The organism is Streptosporangium sp. NPDC048047, assembly GCF_040653115.1.
In the GTDB taxonomy this organism is placed as follows: domain Bacteria; phylum Actinomycetota; class Actinomycetes; order Streptosporangiales; family Streptosporangiaceae; genus Streptosporangium.
The window spans coordinates 1-21197 of sequence record NZ_JBEZNH010000083.1 but is presented as its reverse complement, the minus strand read 5'-3'; the positions used below and the strand labels follow the sequence as shown (position 1 = coordinate 21197).

The 21197-nt window shown below is 73.1% G+C and carries 18 protein-coding genes; 6 read left to right on the top strand and 12 right to left on the bottom strand.

Going from position 1 to position 21197, the window contains the following annotated elements; genetic code table 11:
- Window positions 1-25: 25 nt before the first annotated feature.
- The 6 genes from AB0D67_RS36860 to AB0D67_RS36835 form a co-directional block, all read right to left on the bottom strand.
- Window positions 26-538: an FHA domain-containing protein gene (locus tag AB0D67_RS36860; protein ID WP_362946393.1), complete on the bottom strand. Its 513-nt coding sequence runs from the start codon at window positions 536-538 to the stop codon at window positions 26-28.
- A gap of 406 nt (window positions 539-944) precedes the next feature.
- Entirely contained in the window at window positions 945-3446 is a 2502-nt protein-coding gene (locus tag AB0D67_RS36855) for a mannose-1-phosphate guanyltransferase (RefSeq protein ID WP_362946391.1), read from the bottom strand.
- Window positions 3447-3449: 3 nt separating this feature from the next.
- Window positions 3450-4046, bottom strand: a complete 597-nt coding sequence (locus AB0D67_RS36850; protein WP_362946388.1) for a CDP-alcohol phosphatidyltransferase family protein — start codon at window positions 4044-4046, stop codon at window positions 3450-3452.
- A 111-nt stretch (window positions 4047-4157) separates the two neighbouring features.
- Window positions 4158-4577: a hypothetical protein gene (locus AB0D67_RS36845; RefSeq protein WP_362946385.1), complete on the bottom strand. Its 420-nt coding sequence runs from the start codon at window positions 4575-4577 to the stop codon at window positions 4158-4160.
- 65 nt (window positions 4578-4642) lie between these two features.
- A complete protein-coding gene (locus tag AB0D67_RS36840) occupies window positions 4643-5344 on the bottom strand; it encodes a response regulator transcription factor (protein WP_362946383.1) in 702 nt (233 codons plus the stop codon).
- A complete protein-coding gene (locus tag AB0D67_RS36835) occupies window positions 5341-7146 on the bottom strand; it encodes a histidine kinase (protein ID WP_362946380.1) in 1806 nt (601 codons plus the stop codon). Before AB0D67_RS36835 ends, AB0D67_RS36840 begins: the two co-directional genes overlap by 4 nt.
- A gap of 152 nt (window positions 7147-7298) precedes the next feature.
- Here AB0D67_RS36835 and AB0D67_RS36830 point away from each other — a divergent pair, with 152 nt between their 5' ends.
- The 3 genes from AB0D67_RS36830 to AB0D67_RS36820 all read left to right on the top strand — a co-directional run bounded on the left by AB0D67_RS36830 (window position 7299) and on the right by AB0D67_RS36820 (window position 9887).
- Window positions 7299-7913 carry a methyltransferase domain-containing protein gene (locus AB0D67_RS36830; RefSeq protein ID WP_362946377.1) on the top strand — a complete coding sequence of 205 codons (615 nt, stop codon included), beginning with the start codon at window positions 7299-7301 and terminating at the stop codon, window positions 7911-7913.
- Window positions 7914-8133: 220 nt separating this feature from the next.
- Window positions 8134-9315 carry an acyl-CoA dehydrogenase family protein gene (locus AB0D67_RS36825; protein WP_362946375.1) on the top strand — a complete coding sequence of 394 codons (1182 nt, stop codon included), beginning with the start codon at window positions 8134-8136 and terminating at the stop codon, window positions 9313-9315.
- Window positions 9316-9425: 110 nt separating this feature from the next.
- Window positions 9426-9887: an SRPBCC family protein gene (locus AB0D67_RS36820; RefSeq protein WP_362946372.1), complete on the top strand. Its 462-nt coding sequence runs from the start codon at window positions 9426-9428 to the stop codon at window positions 9885-9887.
- Between the two features lie 96 nt (window positions 9888-9983).
- Here AB0D67_RS36820 and AB0D67_RS36815 read toward each other — a convergent pair whose 3' ends face one another.
- Both AB0D67_RS36815 and AB0D67_RS36810 read right to left on the bottom strand, forming a co-directional pair.
- Window positions 9984-10775: an enoyl-CoA hydratase/isomerase family protein gene (locus AB0D67_RS36815; RefSeq protein ID WP_362946370.1), complete on the bottom strand. Its 792-nt coding sequence runs from the start codon at window positions 10773-10775 to the stop codon at window positions 9984-9986.
- Entirely contained in the window at window positions 10772-11581 is an 810-nt protein-coding gene (locus AB0D67_RS36810; protein ID WP_362946367.1) for a type 1 glutamine amidotransferase, read from the bottom strand. Before AB0D67_RS36810 ends, AB0D67_RS36815 begins: the two co-directional genes overlap by 4 nt.
- Before the next feature lie 543 nt (window positions 11582-12124).
- Here AB0D67_RS36810 and AB0D67_RS36805 point away from each other — a divergent pair.
- Window positions 12125-13306, top strand: a complete 1182-nt coding sequence (locus tag AB0D67_RS36805) for a globin domain-containing protein (RefSeq protein WP_362946365.1) — start codon at window positions 12125-12127, stop codon at window positions 13304-13306.
- Here the strand turns inward: AB0D67_RS36805 and AB0D67_RS36800 are convergent.
- Window positions 13285-14649: an MFS transporter gene (locus AB0D67_RS36800; RefSeq protein WP_362946363.1), complete on the bottom strand. Its 1365-nt coding sequence runs from the start codon at window positions 14647-14649 to the stop codon at window positions 13285-13287. The genes AB0D67_RS36805 and AB0D67_RS36800 overlap by 22 nt on opposite strands.
- Window positions 14650-14713: 64 nt before the next feature.
- Between AB0D67_RS36800 and AB0D67_RS36795 the strand changes: the two genes are divergently transcribed.
- Window positions 14714-15319: a winged helix-turn-helix domain-containing protein gene (locus tag AB0D67_RS36795; RefSeq protein WP_362946360.1), complete on the top strand. Its 606-nt coding sequence runs from the start codon at window positions 14714-14716 to the stop codon at window positions 15317-15319.
- 63 nt (window positions 15320-15382) lie between these two features.
- Here AB0D67_RS36795 and thyX read toward each other — a convergent pair whose 3' ends face one another.
- From thyX to AB0D67_RS36780, 3 genes are all read right to left on the bottom strand, one after another.
- Complete coding sequence (gene thyX, locus AB0D67_RS36790; protein WP_362946358.1) at window positions 15383-16108, bottom strand: FAD-dependent thymidylate synthase; 726 nt, start codon at window positions 16106-16108, stop codon at window positions 15383-15385.
- 43 nt (window positions 16109-16151) lie between these two features.
- Complete coding sequence (locus AB0D67_RS36785) at window positions 16152-17378, bottom strand: AI-2E family transporter (RefSeq protein WP_362946355.1); 1227 nt, start codon at window positions 17376-17378, stop codon at window positions 16152-16154.
- A 228-nt stretch (window positions 17379-17606) separates the two neighbouring features.
- On the bottom strand, window positions 17607-19742 hold the full coding sequence (locus tag AB0D67_RS36780; RefSeq protein ID WP_362946353.1) for an anthranilate synthase component I: 2136 nt from the start codon (window positions 19740-19742) through the stop codon (window positions 17607-17609).
- A 308-nt stretch (window positions 19743-20050) separates the two neighbouring features.
- Between AB0D67_RS36780 and AB0D67_RS36775 the strand changes: the two genes are divergently transcribed.
- Complete coding sequence (locus AB0D67_RS36775; protein ID WP_362946351.1) at window positions 20051-21031, top strand: WYL domain-containing protein; 981 nt, start codon at window positions 20051-20053, stop codon at window positions 21029-21031.
- The last annotated feature ends 166 nt before the right edge of the window (window positions 21032-21197 follow it).

The window sequence follows — 21197 nt, the reverse complement described above, 5'->3', positions numbered from 1 at the left end:
TGCGCACGAGCGGCCTGCGAGCTCATCATCCTCCAGAGGCGCCGCGGGTGAGGAAGACCAGCCGGAACTTGCCGATCTGTACCTCGTCCCCGCCGTAGAGCGGCACCTCCTCGATCCGCTCACGGTTGACGTAGGTGCCGTTCAGGCTGCCGACGTCACGGACGGTGAACATGCCGCCGCCGCGCCGGTAGAACTCCACGTGACGGCGCGAGACGGTGATGTCGTCCAGGAAGATGTCGCTCTCGGGGTGACGCCCCACGGTGGTCAGGTCGCTGTCCAGCAGGAAGCGGCTGCCGGCGTTGGGACCGCGCATGGCGACCAGCAGAGCCGTGCCCGGGGGCAACTGCTCGACGGCCTGCCGCTCGGCGAGAAGCGTCTCTCCGGTCTCCGCCTCATACGCCTCGATCCCGGAGAGGGAGATGGTGGACGTGCTGTCTCCGGGTGACTCGTACTTGGTCAGCGGCGAACCGCATTGGGAGCAGAAACGGGCGTCCTCAGGGTTGGGGTGCCCGCACTGCGTGCAGTAGACGCTCGGCATCGATCGGCTCGGCCTCCTACCGCGAAGACGCGGCAACGGTGCTCAGGGATGCGCGCCTCGCTTCTTCGCTTCTCAAGTATTTTCTCTGACTGCGAATGCCGCAACATACACCAATGAGACGCAAAGATCAAGGCCGACGCTCGACCGCGGGTTCGGTCGGGACAAAGTTACCGCCGGGTGGTACTCCCGGTCCATAATATGGCGACACTGCGTGTCGCGGCTGTGTTGATGGCGACGCTGTTCTTATGGCGACGCTGCGCGTCGCGGCTCGGGGCTCTTGACCCGGTGTCTTCCCTCGTCACTCCGTCGCTCCGCTCCTCCGTTCCTCAGTCCAGACACCGGCGCCCCCTCGCGGGTCCAGACACCGGCGCCCCCGAGCGGGTCCAGACCACCGGCGCCCTCGCGGTCAGAGGCCGGTGGCGTCCTCTACGACTCTTGCCCAGTGTTCGAGCAGGCCCTGGGCCGTGTCGACGTCGTGGCCCTCGGCCCACAGGTGGGTCACGGCCTCGGCTGGGTCGGGCAGCACCAGTGCCCAGGCCCCGTCGTCGGTGACGACCCGCACCCCGTCGGTGGTGTCGATGCGGTGGTGCTGGGCGGCCTCGATGACCGAGCGCATCACCACCCCCTTGGCGGCCCACGGCGTCGGCACCGTACGGCGCAGCAGCTTGGCCTCCGGGATCCTGGCGTCGATCTGGCTGAGCGACAGGCGGGTCCTGGCGACCAGTCCGAGCAGGCGCAGGAACGCGGCCAGGCCGTCCACGGTGGGCCCGAACTCAGGCACGACGAAGCCGCCCCGCCCGTCCGCCGCGAAGATCATCTCCTGCTTCCGGACGGCGCCGGTGAGCGCGTCGACCGCGGTGGCGGTCCACTCGACCTGCACGCCGTGGAAACGGCAGACCTGCTCGGCCACCCGGGTGGTGGTGACCGGCAGCGCCACCCGGCCGGCGCACCTCTCGGCGGCCACCAGGTCCAGAACCACCAGCAGGGCGCGCTCCTCGCTGATCAGGTGGCCCAGCTCGTCCACCAGGGCGATCCGCTCCCCCACCGGGTCGAACCGCACCCCGAAGGCCGCCCGGGACGAGCTGACGAGCTCCGACAGCCGCTGCAGGTCGCGGCGGCGCTCGGCGAGGGTCTCGGTGGGCGAGGCCTCGTCCAGCCGGTTGTTGACGGTCAGCACCTCCACCCCGACCCGGCCGAGGAGGCTCGGCAGCACCAGGGCGGAGGTGCCGCCCGCGCAGTCCACGACGATCTTCATGTCGGCGTCGCGGACCCCCCGCATGTCCACGTGCCGCAGCAGCTCGTGGGTGTAGTCCTCGACCGCCCGGGGCGGGAAGCGCAGCTCGGCGATCTCGCCGGGGAAGGCCCGCCGGAACTCCTGGCGGGCGAAGACCCGGTCGAGCTTGCGCTGGGCCGCCTGCGACAGGTCGGCGCCGTGCTCGTCCATGAAGACGATGTCCACGCTCTGCGGGTCGCCGGGGGTGGTGCGCAGCGCGATGCCGCCGACCGCGTTCTCCCGGGCGGTGTGGAAGCGCGACACCGGCAGCGGGGTGGCCTCCAGGTCCAGCACGTTGATGGCGCTGGCGTTCAGCGCGCTGATCACCGCCCGCTTCAGCGCCCTCGCCGCGCGGGAGGAGTCGCGGGAGGTGACGACGGAGGCGCCCTTGCTGAGCGTGGTGGCGTAGGCGCTGGCCAGCCGTACGCACAGCTCGGGGGTGATCTCGACGTTGACCAGCCCGGAGACCCCGCGCGGGCCGAAGAGGTTGCGCTGGCCGCGCGGCTCCCAGATGACGCTGGTGTTGACCACCGCGCCGGCCTCGATGGTCTTGAAGGGGTAGACCTTGACGCCGGAGGAGACGTAGGAGCCGGCCTCGATGATGCACTCGTCGCCGACGACGGCGCCCTCCTCGATCCGGACGCCGGTCATCAGGTCGGTGTTCTTGCCGACGACGCAGCCGCGCATGTGGACGCCGGGCCCGACGTAGACGTTGTCGCAGACCACCGCCCGGTGCAGGAAGGCGCCCTCGCGGACCACCGCGTTGCTGCCCAGCACGGTGTACTCGCGCAGCTCGGCCCCGGCCTCGACCTTGGCGTAGTCGCCGACGAACAGGGGGCCCTTGAGCACGGCGTCGGGGTCCACGGACGCCCCCTCGGCCACCCAGACGCCGGGCGAGACCTCGAAGGCGTCGATGTCGAGCTTCACCCGGCCCGACAGGGCGTCGGCCTGGGCCTTGAGGTAGCTCTCGTGGGTGCCGACGTCCTCCCAGTAGCCGTCGGCGACGTAGCCGTACAGCGGGGCGCCGCGGGCCAGCAGCCGCGGGAAGACGTCCGCCGACCAGTCGACCGGCACGCCGGAGGCGATCTCGTCGAGGATCTCCGGCTCCATCACGTAGACGCCGGTGTTGACGGTGTCGGAGAAGACCTGGCCCCAGGTGGGCTTCTCCAGGAAGCGCTCGACCCGGCCGTGCTCGTCGACGATGACGATGCCGAACTCCAGGGGGTTGGGCACCCGTTTGAGGCCGATGGTGACCATCGCGCCGTTCTCGCGGTGGAAGCGCACCATGTCGGTCAGGTCGATGTCGGTGAGGGCGTCGCCGGAGATCACGAGGAACGGCTCGTCGCGGAGCTTGTCGGCGGCGTTCTTGACGCTGCCGGCGGTCCCGAGGGGCATCTCCTCGGTGGCGTAGTGCAGGCTCATGCCGAGCTCGTCGCCGTCGCCGAAGTAGTTGCGCACCAGGACGGCCAGGAACTGCACGGTGACGACGGTCTCGGTGAACCCGTGCCGCCGCAGCAGCCGCAGCACGTGTTCCATGATCGGCCGGTTGATCACAGGGAGCAGGGGCTTGGGCTGGTTGGCGGTCATCGGCCGGAGCCGTGTCCCCTCCCCGCCCGCCATCACGACGGCCTTCACGAATCACCTCTTAAGGCGTTTGGCTCCTTTGACGAGCTGCCGCACCTGTACCCAATACAGCACTCCGGACCACCAGTACAGGCCCGTGCCCCAGATGGCCAGCGACCAGCCGACGATCCGGGCCGGATCGGCGTACCAGGTGTCGTGGTGGGCCAGGAACAGCAGGGGGAAGGCGTAGAGCAGGTTGGCGGTGGCGGCCTTGCCGAGGAAGTGCACCGGCAGCGCCGGGCCGTACCCGAGGCGGCGCAGGATGGGCGGGATGCCCAGCATCATGACGTCGCGCAGCGGGATCGCCAGCGCCAGCCACCAGGGGATGATGCCGCGCATGGCCAGGCCGAGCAGGGTCGCCAGGATGTAGAGGCGGTCGGCCAGCGGGTCCAGCAGGCGGCCGAGCCTGCTGGTCTGGTTCCACGCCCGGGCGATCTTGCCGTCCAGCCAGTCGGAGAAGCCGGCCAGCATCAGCAGTCCGACGGCCCAGCCGTCGGCCTTGGGCCCCAGCACCAGCCACAGAAAGACCGGCACCCCCAGGAGCCTGGCCAGACTGAGCGCGTTGGGGACCGTCCAGACGCGGTCCTCGGTATCCGATGCTTCCGGATTCACCGGTATGTCTCCCCTCCCGTACTTGATGCCGACCCTACCTGTGCGGGGCATGCGCGAACCGTATCCCCGTTGGGGATACGGTTCGCGGCCTGCCCCCCGGCAGGGGGCGGGTCAGGAGCGGCGCACCGCCGCGCGGGACGACCAGGCCCAGATCAGCACGGCCACGGTCAGGCCGAACAGCGCCAGCCCGCTGGGCACGTGCGTGCCGAGCATCTCCCAGCTGAAGTGCTGGCCCAGGCCGATCAACAGCAGGGCCAGGCTGGCGAGGGCGGGCCAGCCGGCGCCCCGGCCGGGCCGCCAGACCAGCACGGCGGCGACGACCTGCAGCAGCGCGATCAGGTGCACCACCATCCCGGCCATGACGTGCGTCTCGGCCAGTTCCTCCCCGCCGCGTACGGCCTGGCCGGCGAACGAGGCCGCGACGATCAGGCCGGCCGCCTGGGCGGTGACCAGGACGCGCAGGCCGTACAGCAGGCCGGCGGGGACGGGACGGCCGTCCGCCGTGGCCGGCCGGGTGATGACCTCCTGCATGGGGAGTGTCCTTCCTCGGGTGAACGATTCAGGACACATCGTGGCGGCGGGGGGCCGCGGCGTCGTCACCCCCGGGGAGGATGCGCGGCTCCGCCCCGGGGCGGATGCCCGACCGGCCGGAAACCGGCGTCGACCAGCCCCATCCGGTGCGCGACCACCGCGGCCTGGGTGCGGTTGCGCACGCCCAGCTTGTCCATGGCGGTGGAGACGTGGCTCTTGACCGTGGTGACGCCCACGTGCAGCGCGTCGGCGATCTCGGCGTTGGACAGGCCCGTCCCGACCAGCGCCAGCACCTCCAGTTCCCGGTCGGTCAGACCGGCCGGGACGTGCGCGGCGGCCTGCTCCTCGGCGGCCAGCGCCCGCTCCACGACGCGGCGCAGCACCGAGGGGGCGAGCAGCGGCTCGCCGGTGGCCGCCCGGCGCACCGCGTCGACCATCCGGCCGGGCTCGTCGTCCTTGACCAGGAAACCGATCGCCCCGGCGCGCAGCGCGGCGTAGACGTTCTCGTCCTCGGCGAACGTGGTGAGGATCACGATCCGGGCCGCGGGCCAGGCCGCGAGGACGCGCCGGGTGGCCTCCAGGCCGTCCATCCGGGGCATGCGCAGGTCCATCAGCGTCACGTCGGGGCGCAGCCCCTCGGCCAGCCGTACGGCCTGCGCGCCGTCCACCGCCTCCCCGCAGACCTCCATGTCACCGGCCGCCTCCAGCAGCATCCGCACGCCGGCGCGCACGAGCGCCTGGTCGTCGGCGACGACCACCCTGATCACGTTGCCTCCTCCGGGACCGCCCGGTCCTCGTGGCACACCCTGTTCCAGCCCGCCCGGCCCGTCCATCCGTTCCGTCCCGTCCCGCCGGCCGGGTCGGCGGGGTCGGCGGGGAGCGTCACCGCCAGGCGCCATCCTCCCGCGTCGTCGGGACCGGCGGACAGCCGGCCGCCCAGCGCCCTGGCCCGCTCGCGCATCCCCGCGACGCCCTGTCCCGCCCCGGGCAGGTCCTCACGGAGCCCCCGCGTCCCGGCCTCCGGGCTCTCCTGGGCCCGCGGTGCTCCCGGACGCGCGGAGGAGCGCGGGGGTGTGTCGTTGGCCACGTTCACCGCGAGCCCCTCGCCGGTCACGGCGAGCTCGACGGCGACGGCGGTGCCGGGGCCGGCGTGCTTGAGGACGTTGGTCAGCCCCTCCTGGACGATCCGGGCCGCCGAGGCCCGGCTCACCAGGGGCAGCCGCGTCACCTCGGGGTCAAGGCGCAGCTCGGCCCGCAGCCCGGCCGCGTTCATCCGCTCCACGGCCTCGCGCACGACGTCCTCGGGGTCGAGCAGAGGCGGGTGGACGAGGTCCGGGTCGCGCACCACGTTGAGCAGGCCGCGCAGGTCCTCCAGCACCTGGTGGCCGGTGGCGCGGATGTCGGCCAGCGCCTCGGCCACCGGGCCCGTCGGGGCGGCGTACCCGGCGGCTCCGGCCCGCAGCACCATGGCCCCGACGTGGTGGGCGACGATGTCGTGGACGTCGCGGGCGATGCGCTCACGCTCGGCCAGCAGGTCGGCCCGGGCCCGTTCGGCGGTGAGCAGCCTGGCCTCCTCGGCCATCGCCAGCCGCAGCTCGGTCGTGGCCCGCCGGATGCCGACGTAGCGGCCGATGACGACCGGTGCGGCGACCATCGCCAGCAGCGCGACCACTCCGGTCGGGGTGACCGGGGAGAACTCGTCCCCCACGAGGTTCAGCGCTATGACGGCGGAGGCGGTCACGTAGGCGACGCCGGCCCACGACCAGGAGGCCCGCATCGCGAACACGCCCAGTGTGACGAGGAACAGGCTCTGAGCGGGGCCGGCGGCGAAGCCTGCGACGCGGTCGGCCACCAGCACCAGCAACGCCTGTACGGCGAAGGCCGTTCCGGGCAGGTTGCGCGTCATCCCGGCGGTGAGGCCGTAGCAGATGACGAACCAGCCCGCCCCCCAGACCGGCAGCGGCCCGTCGTGCCACCTGGTCCAGGTGCCGAGCACCATGAAGGCCACCCCGCCGCCCGCGAGCAGCAGGTCGAGGCCGGGACGGTGCTCCACCCCGGTCATCGGTTCGATGGGGTGGCGCAGGTAGCGGCCGACCGCCACGGGGACGACCCCCGCCATCACCGGGACGTACCAGGAGGCGGCGGTGAGGGCGATCCCGGGGTCGGCCACGTTGACCGCGGTGGCGGCCCCCGTCAGGATCCCGGCGGCCATGGCGCGGCGCCGGCCGCCGCGGTGGGCGGCCACGCCCGCCGCGACGGTCAGCAGGATCTGCGTGGTGTTGGCGGTGTAGGCGCCGAGCTGGTCGCACACGACGAGGAAGACCGCCAGGAAGGCGCAGACCGTCAGGGGGAACCGCCGGACGAACCCCATGGGCGCCCCGGCCAGCAGGGCGAACCCCCAGGTGATCAGCGCCGGGACGGTGCCGCCGAGGTAGGCGCCGCCGGAGACGAGCCGGTCCAGGGCGACCGCGGCGACGGCCAGGCAGACGTCCACGGCCCAGCCGCGCCGTCCCGTGCCGGTCACCGTGCCGCCGGGCTTCGGGGCCGCAGACGGGTCACGGGATCTCATACGGCATGTCACGGAGTCGCATACATGCACGGTATAGGCTTTGACGAGGGAGAAGTCCTCCTCCGGAAGGGCGGTCGCCTCCTCCAAGTGGCCGCGGGATCCGGCCAGCCGTTGGGGCGGTTTCGGACCTCACACCGCCTATGGTGCACAGCATGAGCAGTGACGCCGCACTCTTTCTCAGGCAGTGGATGCGCTCCCCGGCGACCGTCGGGGCGGTGGCCCCCAGCTCCCGCCGGCTCGCCGAGGCGGTGACCGCGCCGATCCCCCGCCGGGGCGACCCGGTGGTGGTGGAGCTCGGTGCGGGCACGGGCGTGTTCACCGCGGAGATCCAGCGGCGGCTGGGCGGCCGGGGGCACCACCTGGCCGTGGAGATCAACCCCCGGATGGCCGGGCTCCTCGCCGACCGGCACCCCGAGGTCGACGTCGTCGCCGCCGACGCGGCGCAGTTGCCCTTCCTGCTGAGAGAGCGCGGGCTGGCCGGCGCCGACGTGGTGGTGAGCGGCCTGCCGTGGGCGTCGTTCCCCGACGGCCTCCAGGTGCGGCTGCTGGAGGCGGTCCGCTCGGCCATGGGGCCTGACGCGGCCTTCACCACCTTCGCCTACGGCTTCGTCCGTCACCTGCCGCCCGCCCGGCGCTTCCGGCGGCTCCTGACGGCCTCCTTCGAGGAGCTCGTGGCGGGCCGGACCGTGTGGGGCAACCTGCCGCCGGCCTTCGTCTACCACGCGCGCCGGCCGCGCCCCGCCGACGGGGCGGGCCGTCCCGGCTGAGCCCGTACGGCGGGGCGGAGGCCCGGAAAGGGGCGGAGGCCCGGAAAGGGGCGGAGCGGCACGCCGGAGGCGGACCCGGAGCCTGGGAGGCCCGGACGGGGACGGACGGCGGGCGCGGGCTCCGGGGAGACGGGCGGGGCGCGGGCGTCGGGCGCGTGGCACTGGATCGGGAACAGAACCTCGTTCTAAGATCGCGCGACCGGAATGGAGTTGATCGCCCGTGGACTTCACCCTTCCCGAGAGCGCGCTCGCCGTCCGGCGCGGCGTCTCAGACGTCTGCGCCCGCTACGACCTCGATTACTGGCAGCGCTGCGAGGCCGAGAAACGCTGGCCGCAGGAGGTCTGGGACGACCTGGCCCGGGGCGGCTGGCTCGGCCTGGCCGTACCGGAGGAGTACGGCGGGGGCGGCCAGGGCCTGCTGGAGCTGGCCGTGGCCACCGAGGCCCTGTCGGCGTCCGGCGCGGCCGGCGGCTCGGCGTTCACCTACGTCCTCACCCCGGGGTTCGGCGCCCTCACCCTGGCCCGGCACGGCAGCCCCCGGCAGCGCGAGGAGCTGCTGCCGAAACTGGCCACCGGCGAGGTGGAGACCTGCTTCGCCCTCACCGAGCCCGACGCCGGATCCGACTCCCTGGGCATCTCCACCTCCGCCCGGCGCGACGGCGACGAGTTCGTGGTCGACGGCCGGAAGGTCTGGATCACCGGCGTGCAGCGTGCGACCTGGATGCTGCTGGTCACCCGGACCGTCCCGGCCGCCGAGGCGGAGCCGCGCAGCCACGGTCTGACGGTCCTGCTGGTGAACGTGCCCGAGGCGGTCGCCGCCGGATCGCTGTCCTACCAGCCGATCCCGAAGATGGGCGCCAACACCACCCCCTCCAACACGGTCTTCCTCGACGGCCTGCGGGTGCCGGCGGCGAATGTGGTGGGCGAGGTGGACCAGGGGTCGCGGGTGCTGTGGGACGTCCTCAACCCCGAGCGGATCCTGCTCGCCGCCGGCGGGCTGGGCGCCGCCGAGGTCGCCCTGTCGGTGGCCGTGCGCTACGCCGGGGAGCGGGAGGTCTTCGGCCGGCCGATCGGCGCCAACCAGGCCGTCGCCTTCCCCCTCGCCGAGGTCAGGGCGGAGATCGAGCTGGCCAGGCTGATGGTCCACAAGGCCGCCTGGCTGTTCGACGCCGGGCTGCCCTGCGGGACCGAGGCCGGCATCGCCAAGCTGGCCGCCTCGCGGGCCGCGTGGGATGCCGCCGATCGGGCGTTCCAGACGCTGGGCGGCATGGCCTACTCGCTGGAGTACCCGGTGGCGCGGCTGCTGGCCGACGCCCGCGTCGGCAAGGTCGCCCCGGTCGCCGAGGAGATGCTGCTCAACCATCTGGCCACCCGGGTGCTGGGGCTGCCCAGGAGCTTCTGACCCGGTTGCGGGGCCGCCGCCGGGGGCAGACTCCCCTCGGACCCGGCGGCCGGCGCCGGGCCCCGACGACGGCGAAGAGCGCCGGACCGGACGACGAGGGGAAGCAGCCGATGCCCGCCTACGCCAGCACCGTGATCGACGCCTCCGCGGACGAGGTGTGGACCTACCTGAGGGACTTCGGGAACCTCGCCGAGTGGCTGCCCGGGATCTCCTCCTGCGTGTTCGAGGAGGGCGAGGGCGGTCCGGGCACGGTGCGCCGGATCGAGGGCGCGGGAGGGATCTTCCGGGAGCGGCTGCTCACCCTCGACGACGACTCCCGCTCGGCGGCCTACGAGATCCTGGAGAGTCCCCTGCCGGTCCGGGAGTACCGGGCGGTCTACCGGGTCAGCCCCGTCACCGACACCGGCCGGGCGTTCGTGGAGTGGTCGGCGGTCTTCGAGACGGACGCCGGGGCGGACGAGGCCAAGGTGACCCGGACCGTGGCCCGGCACATCTTCGCGCCCGGTCTGGCGGCCCTGGGTGAGCGGCACGCCGGGCGTCTTCCCTCGGCGGACGCCGAACCGGTCGGCTGATCCCGGCGGGGCGGCCCTCGGCGGCCCGAGGGACGGCTCTCCGGGCCCGCCGGGCTCTCCTTGAGGGATCTTTCCCGGGGGTGCCCGTGCGGGCCCTCAGGTGAACCTCGGCGGGCGACGCTCCCGTACGGCCCGCACCCCCTCGGCCACGTCCGGGCCGGTGAAGCCGAGGAACTCCATGGCCAGGGAGGCGTCGAAGGAGGGACCGGCCAGGCGCAGCCAGTTGTTGAGCGCGTACTTGGTCAGCCGGATCGCCTCGGCCGAGCCCGCGGCCAGCCGTACGGCGACCTCCAGTGCCCGCTCGTGCACCTGGTCGTCGTCCACGCACAGGCTGACCAGGCCCATCGCCTCGGCCTGCTCCCCGGTGACCGGCTCGCACAGCAGCAGGTGGTACTTGGCCTTGGCCAGCCCGCACAGCAGCGGCCAGACGATGGCGGCGTGGTCGCCGGCGGCCACGCCGAGGCGGGTGTGGCCGTCGATGACGCGCGCCGTACGGCCCGCCACGGAGACGTCGGCCAGCAGCGCGACCGCCAGGCCCGCGCCCACGGCCGGGCCCTGGACGGCCGAGACGACCGGCTTGGAACAGTTGATCACGTTGTAGACGATGTCGCGGGCCTCGGTGAAGACCCGCATGCGCGTGGCGTGGTCGCGGGTCATCTCCTCGATCATCGCCAGGTCGCCGCCGGCCGAGAACGCCTCGCCCTCGCCCCGGACGAGCACCGCGCGCACGGCGTCGTCGCGGTCGGCGTCGAGCCAGACGCCGGCCAGCTCGCGGTGGCCGGCGGTGTCCACGGCGTTGAGCCTGCGCGGCTCGCTGATCGTCACCCGGAGCACCCCGTCGGCGGCCCAGTCGATCTTCAGCTTCTCGTAGCCCTCGTACCCCTTCATCGCCGGGCCTCCTCGGGCCGTGTGGCGGCGGCGTCCGGCAGGTCCCGCGCCCCGGGACGGGCTCCGGTTCCGGTCTCGGCTCCGCCTCCGGTTCCGGCCCCGGGCCGGGTTCCGGTCCCGAACCGCGTGGCGGCCTCGACCAGCGCCGCGACGAGCCGGTCGCCGTCGTCGCGCTCGGGGTGCCACTGGACCCCGACGCCGAAGGGGTGGTCCCGCAGCTCGACACCCTCGACGATCTGGTCGTCGGCCCAGGCCACGGGGGTCAGGCCGGCGCCGATCCGCCGGATCGCCTGCCGGTGCGGCGCGGTCGTCTCGACGCGGTCGCCCACCGCCTCGCCCAGCCTGCTCGACGCGCTGACCTGGACGACGTGCCCGCCCCCGGTGTGGAGCTCGTGGTTGTCGACCGCGTCGGGGAGCCACGGGATCAGGCTGCCGCCCTGGGCGACGTTCAGCACGTGCATGCCCCGGGCGACGCCCAGCAGCGGCAGGCCGGCCTGGACGGCGGCGCGGGCCAGGGCCAGCTCGAAGCGGTCTCGGCGGTGCTGGGGCTCGCCGAGCCGCTTGTCGCGGGCCGCGCCGTACAGGGTGGGGTCGATCTCGCCGCCGCCGGTGAGGAGCACCCCGGAGAGGTGGCGCGCGTGCTCGGCGGCCACGGCCGGGGTGAGCGGCGGGAGCAGCACCGGGACGCCGCCCGCCCGCTCCACAGCCCGGGTGTAGGCGGCCGGGGACAGGACGGCCTCGCGGACCCAGTCGCCCCAGCGGGCGGCCTCGAGGTAGGAGGTGATGCCGATCAGAGGTCGGGGCATGGGCTCTCCAGTGGCCGTGCGGGAGGCGGCGCCCTGTTCCCGGACGGCGCCTGTCCCGTCTTTCGGCAACATCCCTATCATGCTGCGCGCCATTTCGGTTATGTCACACATATCAGATCTCAACGGGGCCGCACGGGAAACCCCGCACCCGGTGGAGCGCCCCCGGGGGGAATGGAGCGCTCCACCCGCCGACCGCGTCCGGGGACGATGGAACGATCCATCTCCTGGAGATTCCCCGAAACCGACTCACGAACCGGCCGGGCGAGCGGACGCACTATCAAATACGAAATATCACGAATATCCCTCATTTTAAGTGCGTCCGATTGCAGAGAGGTTGTGACCCACGACGACCTCTCAATTACGGAAGACCAGATTTCACACCATATTCCGGAGAAACGGTTGTGACGCCTATCGGAAACTGCAAGACTTCAATTTGAGCGAGCCGGCGGGCCGGGGCCACCGGGCGCTCGTCACCCGGAGCCGTCATGGAGGTGGTCTGCGTGATCGGACTTTGATCCGGTCGGTGGGGTGAGGGTCGATCACATGTCGTTGAATCCACGTCTCGTCAAGGAAAGCTTCGCCGTCATCGAGCCCGTCGCGGACCGGGCGGCGGCATACTTCTACGGGCGGCTGTTCGCCGTCAATCCGCATCTGCGGGGAATGTTCCCCCCGGCGATGGACGTCCAGCGCGACCGCCTGTTCGGCGCGCTGACCCGCATCGCCTGGAGCGTCGACAGCCCTGACGGCATGGCGCCGTTCCTCGCCCGCCTGGGCCGCGACCACCGCAAGTACGGCGTGCTCACCGAGCACTACGCCGCGGTCCGCGACGCGCTGCTGGCCACCGTGCGGCACTTCGCCGCCGAGGTCTGGACCCCCGAGGTCGGGCGGGCGTGGGAGGCCGCGTACGACCTCGCCGCGAGCGTCATGACCGGGGCCGCCGAGGCAGACGCGGGCGTCTCCCCCGCCTGGTGGCTGGCCGAGGTCACCGACCACGAACTGCGCACCCCGGACATCGCCGTCCTCACCCTGAGGCCCGCCCAGCCCCTGCCGTACCTGCCGGGGCAGCACGTCAGCGTGCAGACCCCCCGCTGGCCGCGCGTGTGGCGGCCGTTCTCCATCGCCAACGCCCCGCGGCCGGACGGCGCCATCCGGCTGCACGTCCGCGCGGTGCGGGGCGGCTGGGTCTCCGGCGCGCTGGTCCGGCACACCCGTGTCGGCGACACCCTCATGCTCGGCCCCACGTCCGGTTCGATGGCCCCGCCGGACTCCGGCCGCGACATCCTGTGCGTCGCGGGAGGCACCGGGCTCGCCCCGCTGAAGGCGATCGCCGAGCACGTCATCGCCTCCGGGCGGCGGCCCGGCATCCATCTCCTGTACGGCGCGCGCCACTCGGCGGAGCTGTACGACCTGCCCGACCTGGTGCGGATGGAGTCGGAGTTCCCCTGGTTGCGGGTGCTGCCGGCCGTCTCCGGCGAGCCGGGCTACGACGGGGTCCGGGGCACCGTGACCGAGGTGCTGGACCGCTTCCCCTCCTGGGCCGGCCACGAGGTCTACGTCTGCGGTCCACCCGCCATGGTCGGCGACGCGGTCCGCAGGCTGCGGCGCGGGGGTGTCCCCCTGACCGACATCCATTGGGACGTCGTCCGGTCCGAAGCCGTCTCCCCCGTCCAGGCCGTCTCCCCCGTCCGGGGCGTCTCCCCCGTTCAGTCCGTCTCCCCCGCCTGAGCCGTCTCCGCCGGCCGGGCCGTCTCTCCCGTCCGGGCGTGGTCCCCCGCGGCCCGGGTATTCCCCGCGCGGACCTCGTCCGCCCCGATCCCATCCGTCCGAGCCTCCGCCGTTCGCGCCTCCTCCTCCGTACGGGCGGCCGCCTCGGCCGCGGCGACCGAGGCGGTCGCGACGGAGCGGGAGACCACGGCGACGGAGACGACGCACAGCGCCGCCGCGGCGCAGAACACCGCGGGCAGCCCCGCCCGGTCGGCGAGGAACCCGCCCGCCGCGGCGCCCAGCGGCGTGGCCCCCATTCCGATCAGGCGGGCGGTGGCGTTGACCCGGCCGAGCATCGCCTCGGGGACGATCCGCTGCCGCAGTGAGACGATGACGACGTTGACGACGGCGCTCGTCACGCCGAGCAGCACCGCGGTGACGGCTATACCGGGCACGGTGGGCACCAGGACCGGCATGAACAGCAGGATCCCGCCGACCAGGTCGCCGGCGATCAGCGTCCTGACCTGACCGGCCCGGCGCGTCAGCCGGTCGGCGACCAGCGAGCCCGCCACCGCGCCCGCCGCCAGCGCCGCGGTGAGCACGCCGTACCCGGCGGAGGTCAGCCCCACCCGGGACTCCTCGCCGACCACCCACAGCACGAACACCGCGAAGTAGGCGGTGTTGGCGAAGTTGAGCACGCCCGAGAAGAGGGCCAGGCTCCGCAGCACCCGGTGGCCCCACAGGTAGCGGAGGCCCTCGGCGATGTCGGCGCGCAGCGGCCGGGTGGAGGGGGTCTCGACGCGGAACCGCCCGCGCATCCCGAGCAGTGTCAGGGCCGCCGCCGCGTACAGCAGCGCGGGTGTCCCGAGCGTTACCGCCGCGCCGATCCCGGCCAGGACCCCGGCGACCGGGGCGCCGAGGAAGTTGTTGCCGACGGTCTGCACGGCGATGAGCCGGCCGTTGGCCTCGCCCAGCCGTTCGCGCGGCACGGCCATCGGCAGCACCGACTGCGCGGAGGTGTCGGCGAGGACCTCCGCGACACCGGCCAGCAGCGCCCCGGCCAGCAGCACCGGCAGGCTCAGCAGTCCCAGCCAGGCGGCCAGCGCCGCCCCGGCCAGCGCGGCGGCCCGCAGCGCGTTGGCGGCGACCATGATCCGGCGGCGGTCGTGCCGGTCGGCCAGGGCGCCCGCGTGCAGCGCGAGCAGCAGCCACGGCAGCGTGGCCGCCGCGCTGACCAGGGAGACGAGGACCGGCGAGCGGGTCAGCGTCACCGCGATCAGCGAGACGCCGACGACGGTGATCCCGTCGGCGACGTTCGACAGGCCGGAGGCGGTCATCAGCCAGCGGAAGGGTCGTCCGGTCATGCCCGCTCCCGGTATCGTGGAAAGAGAAGTTTGCAAACGATTCTTTGCAAAGATATGGCTGCACATGACGGATTACAAGACCCGTTCCATCGACGCCGCCGCGCTCAAGGGGCTGGCGCATCCCTCCCGGCTGCGCCTGCTGGAGCTGCTGGAGCAACACGGCGAGGCGACCGCGACCCAGCTCGCCGCCCTGACCGGGGAGAACACCGGCGCGACGAGTTATCACCTGCGGCAGCTCGAAAAGTACGGCTTCATCGAGGACGTCCCGGGACGCGGCCGGGGCAAGGAACGCTGGTGGCGCGCGGGCAGCTTCTCCATGGACGGCGACCGCTTCCGGCGCGACCCCGACACGGCCCAGGCCGCCGAGATGGTGCTCGCCCAGGTGGTCCGCCAGCGCGAGGCCGATCTCACCCGCTGGCTGGAGGAGTCACGGACCACCCCCCGGCCGTGGACCGAGGCCTCCGTCGCCTCCAGCGGGAGGATGCGCCTCACCCTGCAGGAGCTGGCCGACCTCGTCGGCGAGGTCTCCGCCGTCCTGGACGCCTACCGGAGGCGGGCCCGGGATCGCCCCGCCGACACCCCGGACACCGCCCATGTCGCCGTCAACTTCGACGCCTTCCCCTTCGGCGTCAGCGAGCCGGACGCCGGCGAGGCGGACCGCCCGGAGTGAGCTCCCGGCCCCTCGGGGCCGGGTTCGGCCTTCGACCCTCACACCGTGCCGGGAGGACGCCGGTCAGGGGGCGACGCGGCCGTTGGTCACGAACGCGGCGTGCGTGAGGGGCATCAGGGACGCCCAGGCGGCCTCCATCTTCTCGGCCACCATCTCGATCTCCCGCTGCGGGAACGAGGGCACCCTGGCATGCTCGCTCTTGGTGCGCAGCGACAGGAAGTGCATCAGGGACCGGGCGTTGCAGGTGGCGTACATCGAGGAGAACAGCCCCACCGGCAGCACGGCCCGCGCCACCTCGCGGGCGACGCCGGCCTCCAGCATCTCCTGATAGGCGGCGTAGGACCGCCGATAGGAGGCCTCCATCGCCTCGGTCACCAGCTTGTGCTGCTCGTCGGTCCCCTCGACGAACACGTACTTGCCCGGCCGGCCCTCCTGGACGAGCCTGCGTTCCCTGCCCGGAACGTAGAAATCGGGCAAAAGCTCCCGATATCTCCCACTTTCCTCGTTGTACGACCATCCGACCCTGTGGCGGTGGAACTCGCGGAAGACGAAGATGGGCGCCCGGACGAAGAAGGTCATGGAGTTGTGCTCGAACGGGCTCCCGTGCCGGTCGCGCATGAGGTAGTTGATCAGCCCCCTGGACCGCTCCGGGTCCTTGCTGATCTCCTCCAGGGACTGCTCTCCCGCGGTCGACACCCGCGCGGCCCAGAGCACGTCGGTGTCCGAGGCGCTGTGCTTGACCAGCTCGACGGTGACGTCGTCGAGGAAACGCGGCTGACTGTCGTCCATGGGCGGTAGACCTTCCGGTGGCGGTTGGCGGGCAGAGGCAAGCCTAGCGCCGCCTCCCCAGGAGCCCCCGGCGCCCGCGCTGGGCGCCCCCGGTGTCCGGTCCGGGGGTCTCCGGCTCGGGGGTCTCCGGCTCGGGGGTGTCCGGTCCGGGGGTGTCCGGTCCGGGGGTCTTCGGCTCGGGGGTGTCCGGTCCGGGGGGCGCGGGGAGCGGATCGCTGAGCTGCTCGCGCAGGTAGTTCCACACCACGGCGATCAGGGCGGTGACCGGTACGGCCAGCAGGCTGCCCACGATGCCCGCCAGGCTGCCGCCCAGCGTCACCGCCAGCAGGATCACCGCCGCGTGCAGGCCCAGGCCACGGCTCTGCACCATGGGCTGGAAGACGTTCCCCTCGAGCTGCTGCACGGCGACGATGATGGCGAGCACGATCAGCGCGTCCGTCAGGCCGTTGGACACCAGCGCGATGAGGACCGCGACGAAACCGGCGAACAGGGCTCCGATGATGGGGACGAAAGCCGCGACGAAGGTCAGGACGGCCAGGGGAAGGACCAGCGGCACGCCCACGATCCACAGGCCGATACCGATGAAGACGGCGTCGAGCAGGCCGACGAACGCCTGGGAGAGGACGAACGAGCCGAGGGTGTCCCAGCCGCGCGTCGCCACGGCCGGCACGTCCGTGGCGAGACGGCCGGGGAGCTGGCGGGTCAGCCACGGCAGGAAGCGCGGGCCGTCCTTGAGGAAGAAGAACATCAGGAAGAGCGCAAGAACGGTGGTGACCAGGCCGTTCAGCACGGTGCCCACTCCGCTGAGGGTGGCGGTGACGATGCTGCCGACGCTGGACTGGACGCGGGTGACCGCGGTGTTGAACACGTCGCTGACCTGGCTGTCGCCGAAGTTCAGCGGTGGCCCGGAGGCCCAGTCGCGCAGGCGCTGGATGCCGTCGCCCACGCCGGTGACCAGTTCGCCGGACTGGGAGGCCACCGGGACGACGATGAGCACCACGGTGCCTGCGGCGACCAGGAGGAAGAGCAGGGTCACGACCGAGGCGGCCAGGGTGGGATGCCAGCCGCGCCGGCGCAGGAAGCGGGTCACGGGCCAGGTCAGGGTGGTCAGGAGCAGCGCGATGACGAGCGGCCAGACGATGGACCACATCTGGCCCAGGATCCACAGGGCCACCGCGGTCATCAGCACGACGAGCAGCGTCTCCAGGGAGATGCGTGCCGACGTGCGCAGCGCGGTGCGGGTCTTCTCGGCGTTCAGCGGGGCGGCCACGAGAACACCCTAGACATACCCGACCGGGCCCGCGTCGGCGGGGGAACCCGGCACGGACCCGGGCCGACGCGGGTGAGGCGCCGTCACGCGGCACGAGCCGGATCCCCGGCCTTCACGACTCCGTCGCCCGATTCGGCGTGACCTCCGGGGAACGGCCGGTTCACCCGGCTCGACCTGGAGCTCACCGCATGATCCAGGCGACCGGGCGACAGAGTCCTTCAGCGTGAACTACGCGGAGGTGCGGCAGAGCCGGAGAACATTGGCGATGATCTTCGCTCCGGCGCCGCCCTCGGCGGTGAGGATCGACTCGGGGTGGAACTGCACGGCGAAGCGCCGCCGCTCGGGGTCCTCGATCGCCATCACCGCGCCGTCGGGGGTGAAGGCGGTGGCGGTGAAGCCCACCAGGCCGGGCCGCTTGGCGTGCAGCGAATGGTAGCGGGCGGCGACGAACTCCTCGGGCAGGCCGTCGAGGAGGGCGCTCTCGCCGGTCCTGCTGACCTGGCCGCGCTTGCCGTGCTCGGGGTTGGCCAGCAGTTCCAGCGTGCCGCCGGCCTGCTCGACCATGCCCTGCAGCCCGAGGCAGACGCCGAACACCGGCAGGTCGCGCTCGTAGAGGGCGCCGATGAGCGACGACAGGCCGAAGTCGACGGGCCAGCCGGGGCCGGGCGAGAGCACCACAAGGGACGGGTCGATCTCGTCGATCATGGCGACGGGGAAACCGTGGCGCAGCGTGACGACCTCGGCGCCCTGCTGCCGGAAGTAGTCGGCGAGGGTGTTGACGAAGGAGTCCTCGTGGTCCACGAGCAGCACCTTCATGCCCTCTCCCGTCCTGGGGGCCCGCGGGGCCGGCGCCTGCTCGTGCTCCTCGCCGACCGCGGTCAGGGCTTCGAGCAGCGCGCTGGCCTTGAGCTCGGTCTCGCGCTCCTCGGCCTCGGGGTCGGAGTCGAACAGCAGGGTGGCGCCCGCCCGGACGGTGGCGACGCCGCCGCGGATCTGCGCGGTGCGCAGGGTCAGGCCGGTGTTCATCGAGCCGTCGAAGCCGATGTAGCCGACGGCTCCGCCGTACCAGCGCCGGGTGGTCGCCTCGTGGTCCTCGATGAACTGCATCGCCCAGGTCTTGGGGGCGCCGGTGACGGTGACGGCCCACATGTGGGTGAGGAAGGCGTCCAGGGCGTCGAACCCCGGGCGCAGGCGGCCCTCGATGTGGTCGACGGTGTGGATCACGCGGGAGTACATCTCGATCTGGCGCCGGCCGATGACCTGGACGCTGCCCGGCACGCAGACGCGGGACTTGTCGTTGCGGTCGACGTCGGTGCACATGGTCAGCTCCGACTCCTCCTTGACGCTGCTCAGGAGGGTGCGGATGGCCTCGGCGTCCTCGATGGGGTCGCCGCCGCGGGCGATGGTGCCGGAGATGGGGCACGTCTCGACGCGGTCGCCGCTGACGCGGACGTACATCTCCGGGGAGGCGCCGACCAGGTGCTCGCCGTCGCCGAGGTTGAACAGGAACTCGTACGGCGCCGGGTTGCGCCTGCGCAGGGTGCGGTAGAAGCCGGCCGGGTCGGTGCACACGCCGTGGAAGACCTGGCCGGGGACGACCTCGAACAGGTCGCCGCGGACGAACTTCTCCTTGGCGGCGGCGACGACCTCGGCGTAGGTGCCCCTGACGGGGGCGGCGGGGACCTCGGAGGGGGCGGGGGGCAGCGGGACGCTCTCCCCCTCGCGGGGCAGGCCGCGGGTGGAGACGCCGTCCACGGTGAACTCGTAGAGGTACTCCCTGCTGGTCTCCCGCTTGCGGTCGACCACCATGATCCGGTCGGGCAGGTGCAGCACGAGGTCGCGCTGGTCGTCGGCCCGGGTGAGGACCTGCCGGATCGGCTCGAACTGGAAGGCCAGGTCGTAGCCGAAGGAGCCGTACAGGCCCAGGTGCTCGTCGTCGCCCTGGAAGGCGGCGATGATCTCGCGGATCGCGGTGAAGACGGTGGGGCGGCGGCTGCGCATCTCCTCGGGGAGGATGTCCTCGGACTCGGCGACGTGGACCTCGACGTGGTCGGCGGTCGGCTCACCGGTAGGCTTGCCGGCGGCGAGCATGCACGAGGCGACCGCGGGGAGCACGACCCGGCCGCGGCTGTTCAGGGCGCGGGCGGAGATCCTGCGCCCGCGGGCGACGATCTCCAGGCAGGGGTCCGCGTAGGCCAGGTGCCACCGGCTGTAGCGGCCGGGATACTCCATGCCCGAGGAGAGCACGCCGCCGCGGCGCTCGCCGAGGGCGGTGACGACGTCCTCCAGCATGGTCTCCGGCACGTCGGACGTCGTGACCTCGACGCCGATGCCACCGGCAGTGGTATATCCGCTGGTCTCCACTTGCAGCCTCGTCCCTTTTGGTCGCTCGATGCCCGGAAGGAGGCGGAAACAGAAAAGGCCGCCTTCCCGGGCGGCCGTCTGTCCACTTCGCGAATGCGAAACACGCGCCGCCTAGCAGCGGCGCCACCACTGGAGGGTGTCGAGGTCTCGCATGCCGAAAGAATACCGGCGGGAACCGTGATCATGCAACGTGCCGCGGGCCGGGCCCGGTCCGCGCGACGGGCGGGCCGTACGGGGTGCGGCGCGCGGGGTGCGGCGGGGCCGGGCCGGACGGTGAGGCCGTACGGCGGGCGGGTTAGGGTCGGCGGGTGCGTGCGGCCAGGCTGATGTCATTGCTGTTGCTGCTCCAGGCGCGCGGCGGGATGACCGCCGCGGAGCTCGCCCGCGAGCTGGAGGTCTCCGAGCGGACCGTCCACCGTGACGTGCTCGCCCTGGCCGAGGCCGGGGTGCCGGTCTACGCCGACCGCGGCCGGGGCGGCGGCTACCGCCTGCTGGAGGGCTACCGCACCCGCCTGACGGGTCTGGACCGGGCCGAGGCGGAGGCCCTGTTCCTGTCCGGGGTGCCGCAGGCGCTGCGGGACATGGGGCTCGGAGAGGTGGCGGCCTCGGCGCGGCTGAAGGCGGCGGCCGCGCTGTCGCCCGGCGCGCGCGACGCCCCCGCGAGCGCCTCGCAGCGCTTCCACCTGGACGCCCCCGGCTGGTTCGCCGGGAACAGCCCGCCGCCGGAGGCGCTGGCCCCGCTGGCCAGGGCGGTGTGGGGCGATCACCCCGTCACCGGCCTCTACCGGGGCGAGTCCCGGACGCTGGATCCGTACGGGCTGGTGCTCAAGGCCGGGGTCTGGTACCTGGCGACGCGGTCGGTGATCTACCGGGTGGACCGCTTCTCGGGGGTCGAGGCGCACATCGACCGGCGTTTCGAGCGCGACCGCGGCTTCGACCTGGCGGCGTTCTGGGAGGAGCGCGCCGCGGAGTTCGCCCGCTCGCTGCTGCGGACGCGGGTCACCGTACGGCTCAGCGCCCTCGGTCACCGGCGGTTGTGGGTCTTCGCCGACCCGGCGGCCCTGGACGAGGCGCTGGCGTCGGCCACCGGACCCGACGGGCAGGGCCGGGTCACGGTGTCGCTGCCCGTCGAGTCGGTGGAGGTCGCCTACGGCCAGCTCCTGCGGTTCGGGCCCGAGGCCGAGGTCCTCGACCCGCCGGAGCTGCGCGCGCTCCTGGCCGGGGCCGCCGCGCGGATGAACGCCCTGTACGGCGGCGGCGGGCCCGGGGACGCGGCCGTACCGGGTTGAGGACGGGCGGTGCGGGCCCGGGGACGCGGCCGTACCCGGCTGAGGACGGGCGGTGCGGGCCCGGAGGCGCCGGGGGGGGCGGGGGGGGCGCCCCGCCGCCCCCCCCCCCCCGGCGGGCCGGCCCCCGGGCGCGCGGCGGCCCGCGACTCGCCGCGTGGCGCAGACC

Coding starts and splice junctions, on each gene's coding strand:
- AB0D67_RS36800 (WP_362946363.1), bottom strand. CDS start 14,649: ATGACCGGACGACCCTTCCGCTGGCTGATGACCGCCTCCGGCCTGTCG.
- AB0D67_RS36795 (WP_362946360.1), top strand. CDS start 14,714: ATGACGGATTACAAGACCCGTTCCATCGACGCCGCCGCGCTCAAGGGG.
- AB0D67_RS36815 (WP_362946370.1), bottom strand. CDS start 10,775: ATGAAGGGGTACGAGGGCTACGAGAAGCTGAAGATCGACTGGGCCGCC.
- AB0D67_RS36860 (WP_362946393.1), bottom strand. CDS start 538: ATGCCGAGCGTCTACTGCACGCAGTGCGGGCACCCCAACCCTGAGGAC.
- AB0D67_RS36835 (WP_362946380.1), bottom strand. CDS start 7,146: ATGAGATCCCGTGACCCGTCTGCGGCCCCGAAGCCCGGCGGCACGGTG.
- AB0D67_RS36805 (WP_362946365.1), top strand. CDS start 12,125: ATGTCGTTGAATCCACGTCTCGTCAAGGAAAGCTTCGCCGTCATCGAG.
- AB0D67_RS36845 (WP_362946385.1), bottom strand. CDS start 4,577: ATGCAGGAGGTCATCACCCGGCCGGCCACGGCGGACGGCCGTCCCGTC.
- thyX (WP_362946358.1), bottom strand. CDS start 16,108: ATGGACGACAGTCAGCCGCGTTTCCTCGACGACGTCACCGTCGAGCTG.
- AB0D67_RS36830 (WP_362946377.1), top strand. CDS start 7,299: ATGAGCAGTGACGCCGCACTCTTTCTCAGGCAGTGGATGCGCTCCCCG.
- AB0D67_RS36820 (WP_362946372.1), top strand. CDS start 9,426: ATGCCCGCCTACGCCAGCACCGTGATCGACGCCTCCGCGGACGAGGTG.
- AB0D67_RS36810 (WP_362946367.1), bottom strand. CDS start 11,581: ATGCCCCGACCTCTGATCGGCATCACCTCCTACCTCGAGGCCGCCCGC.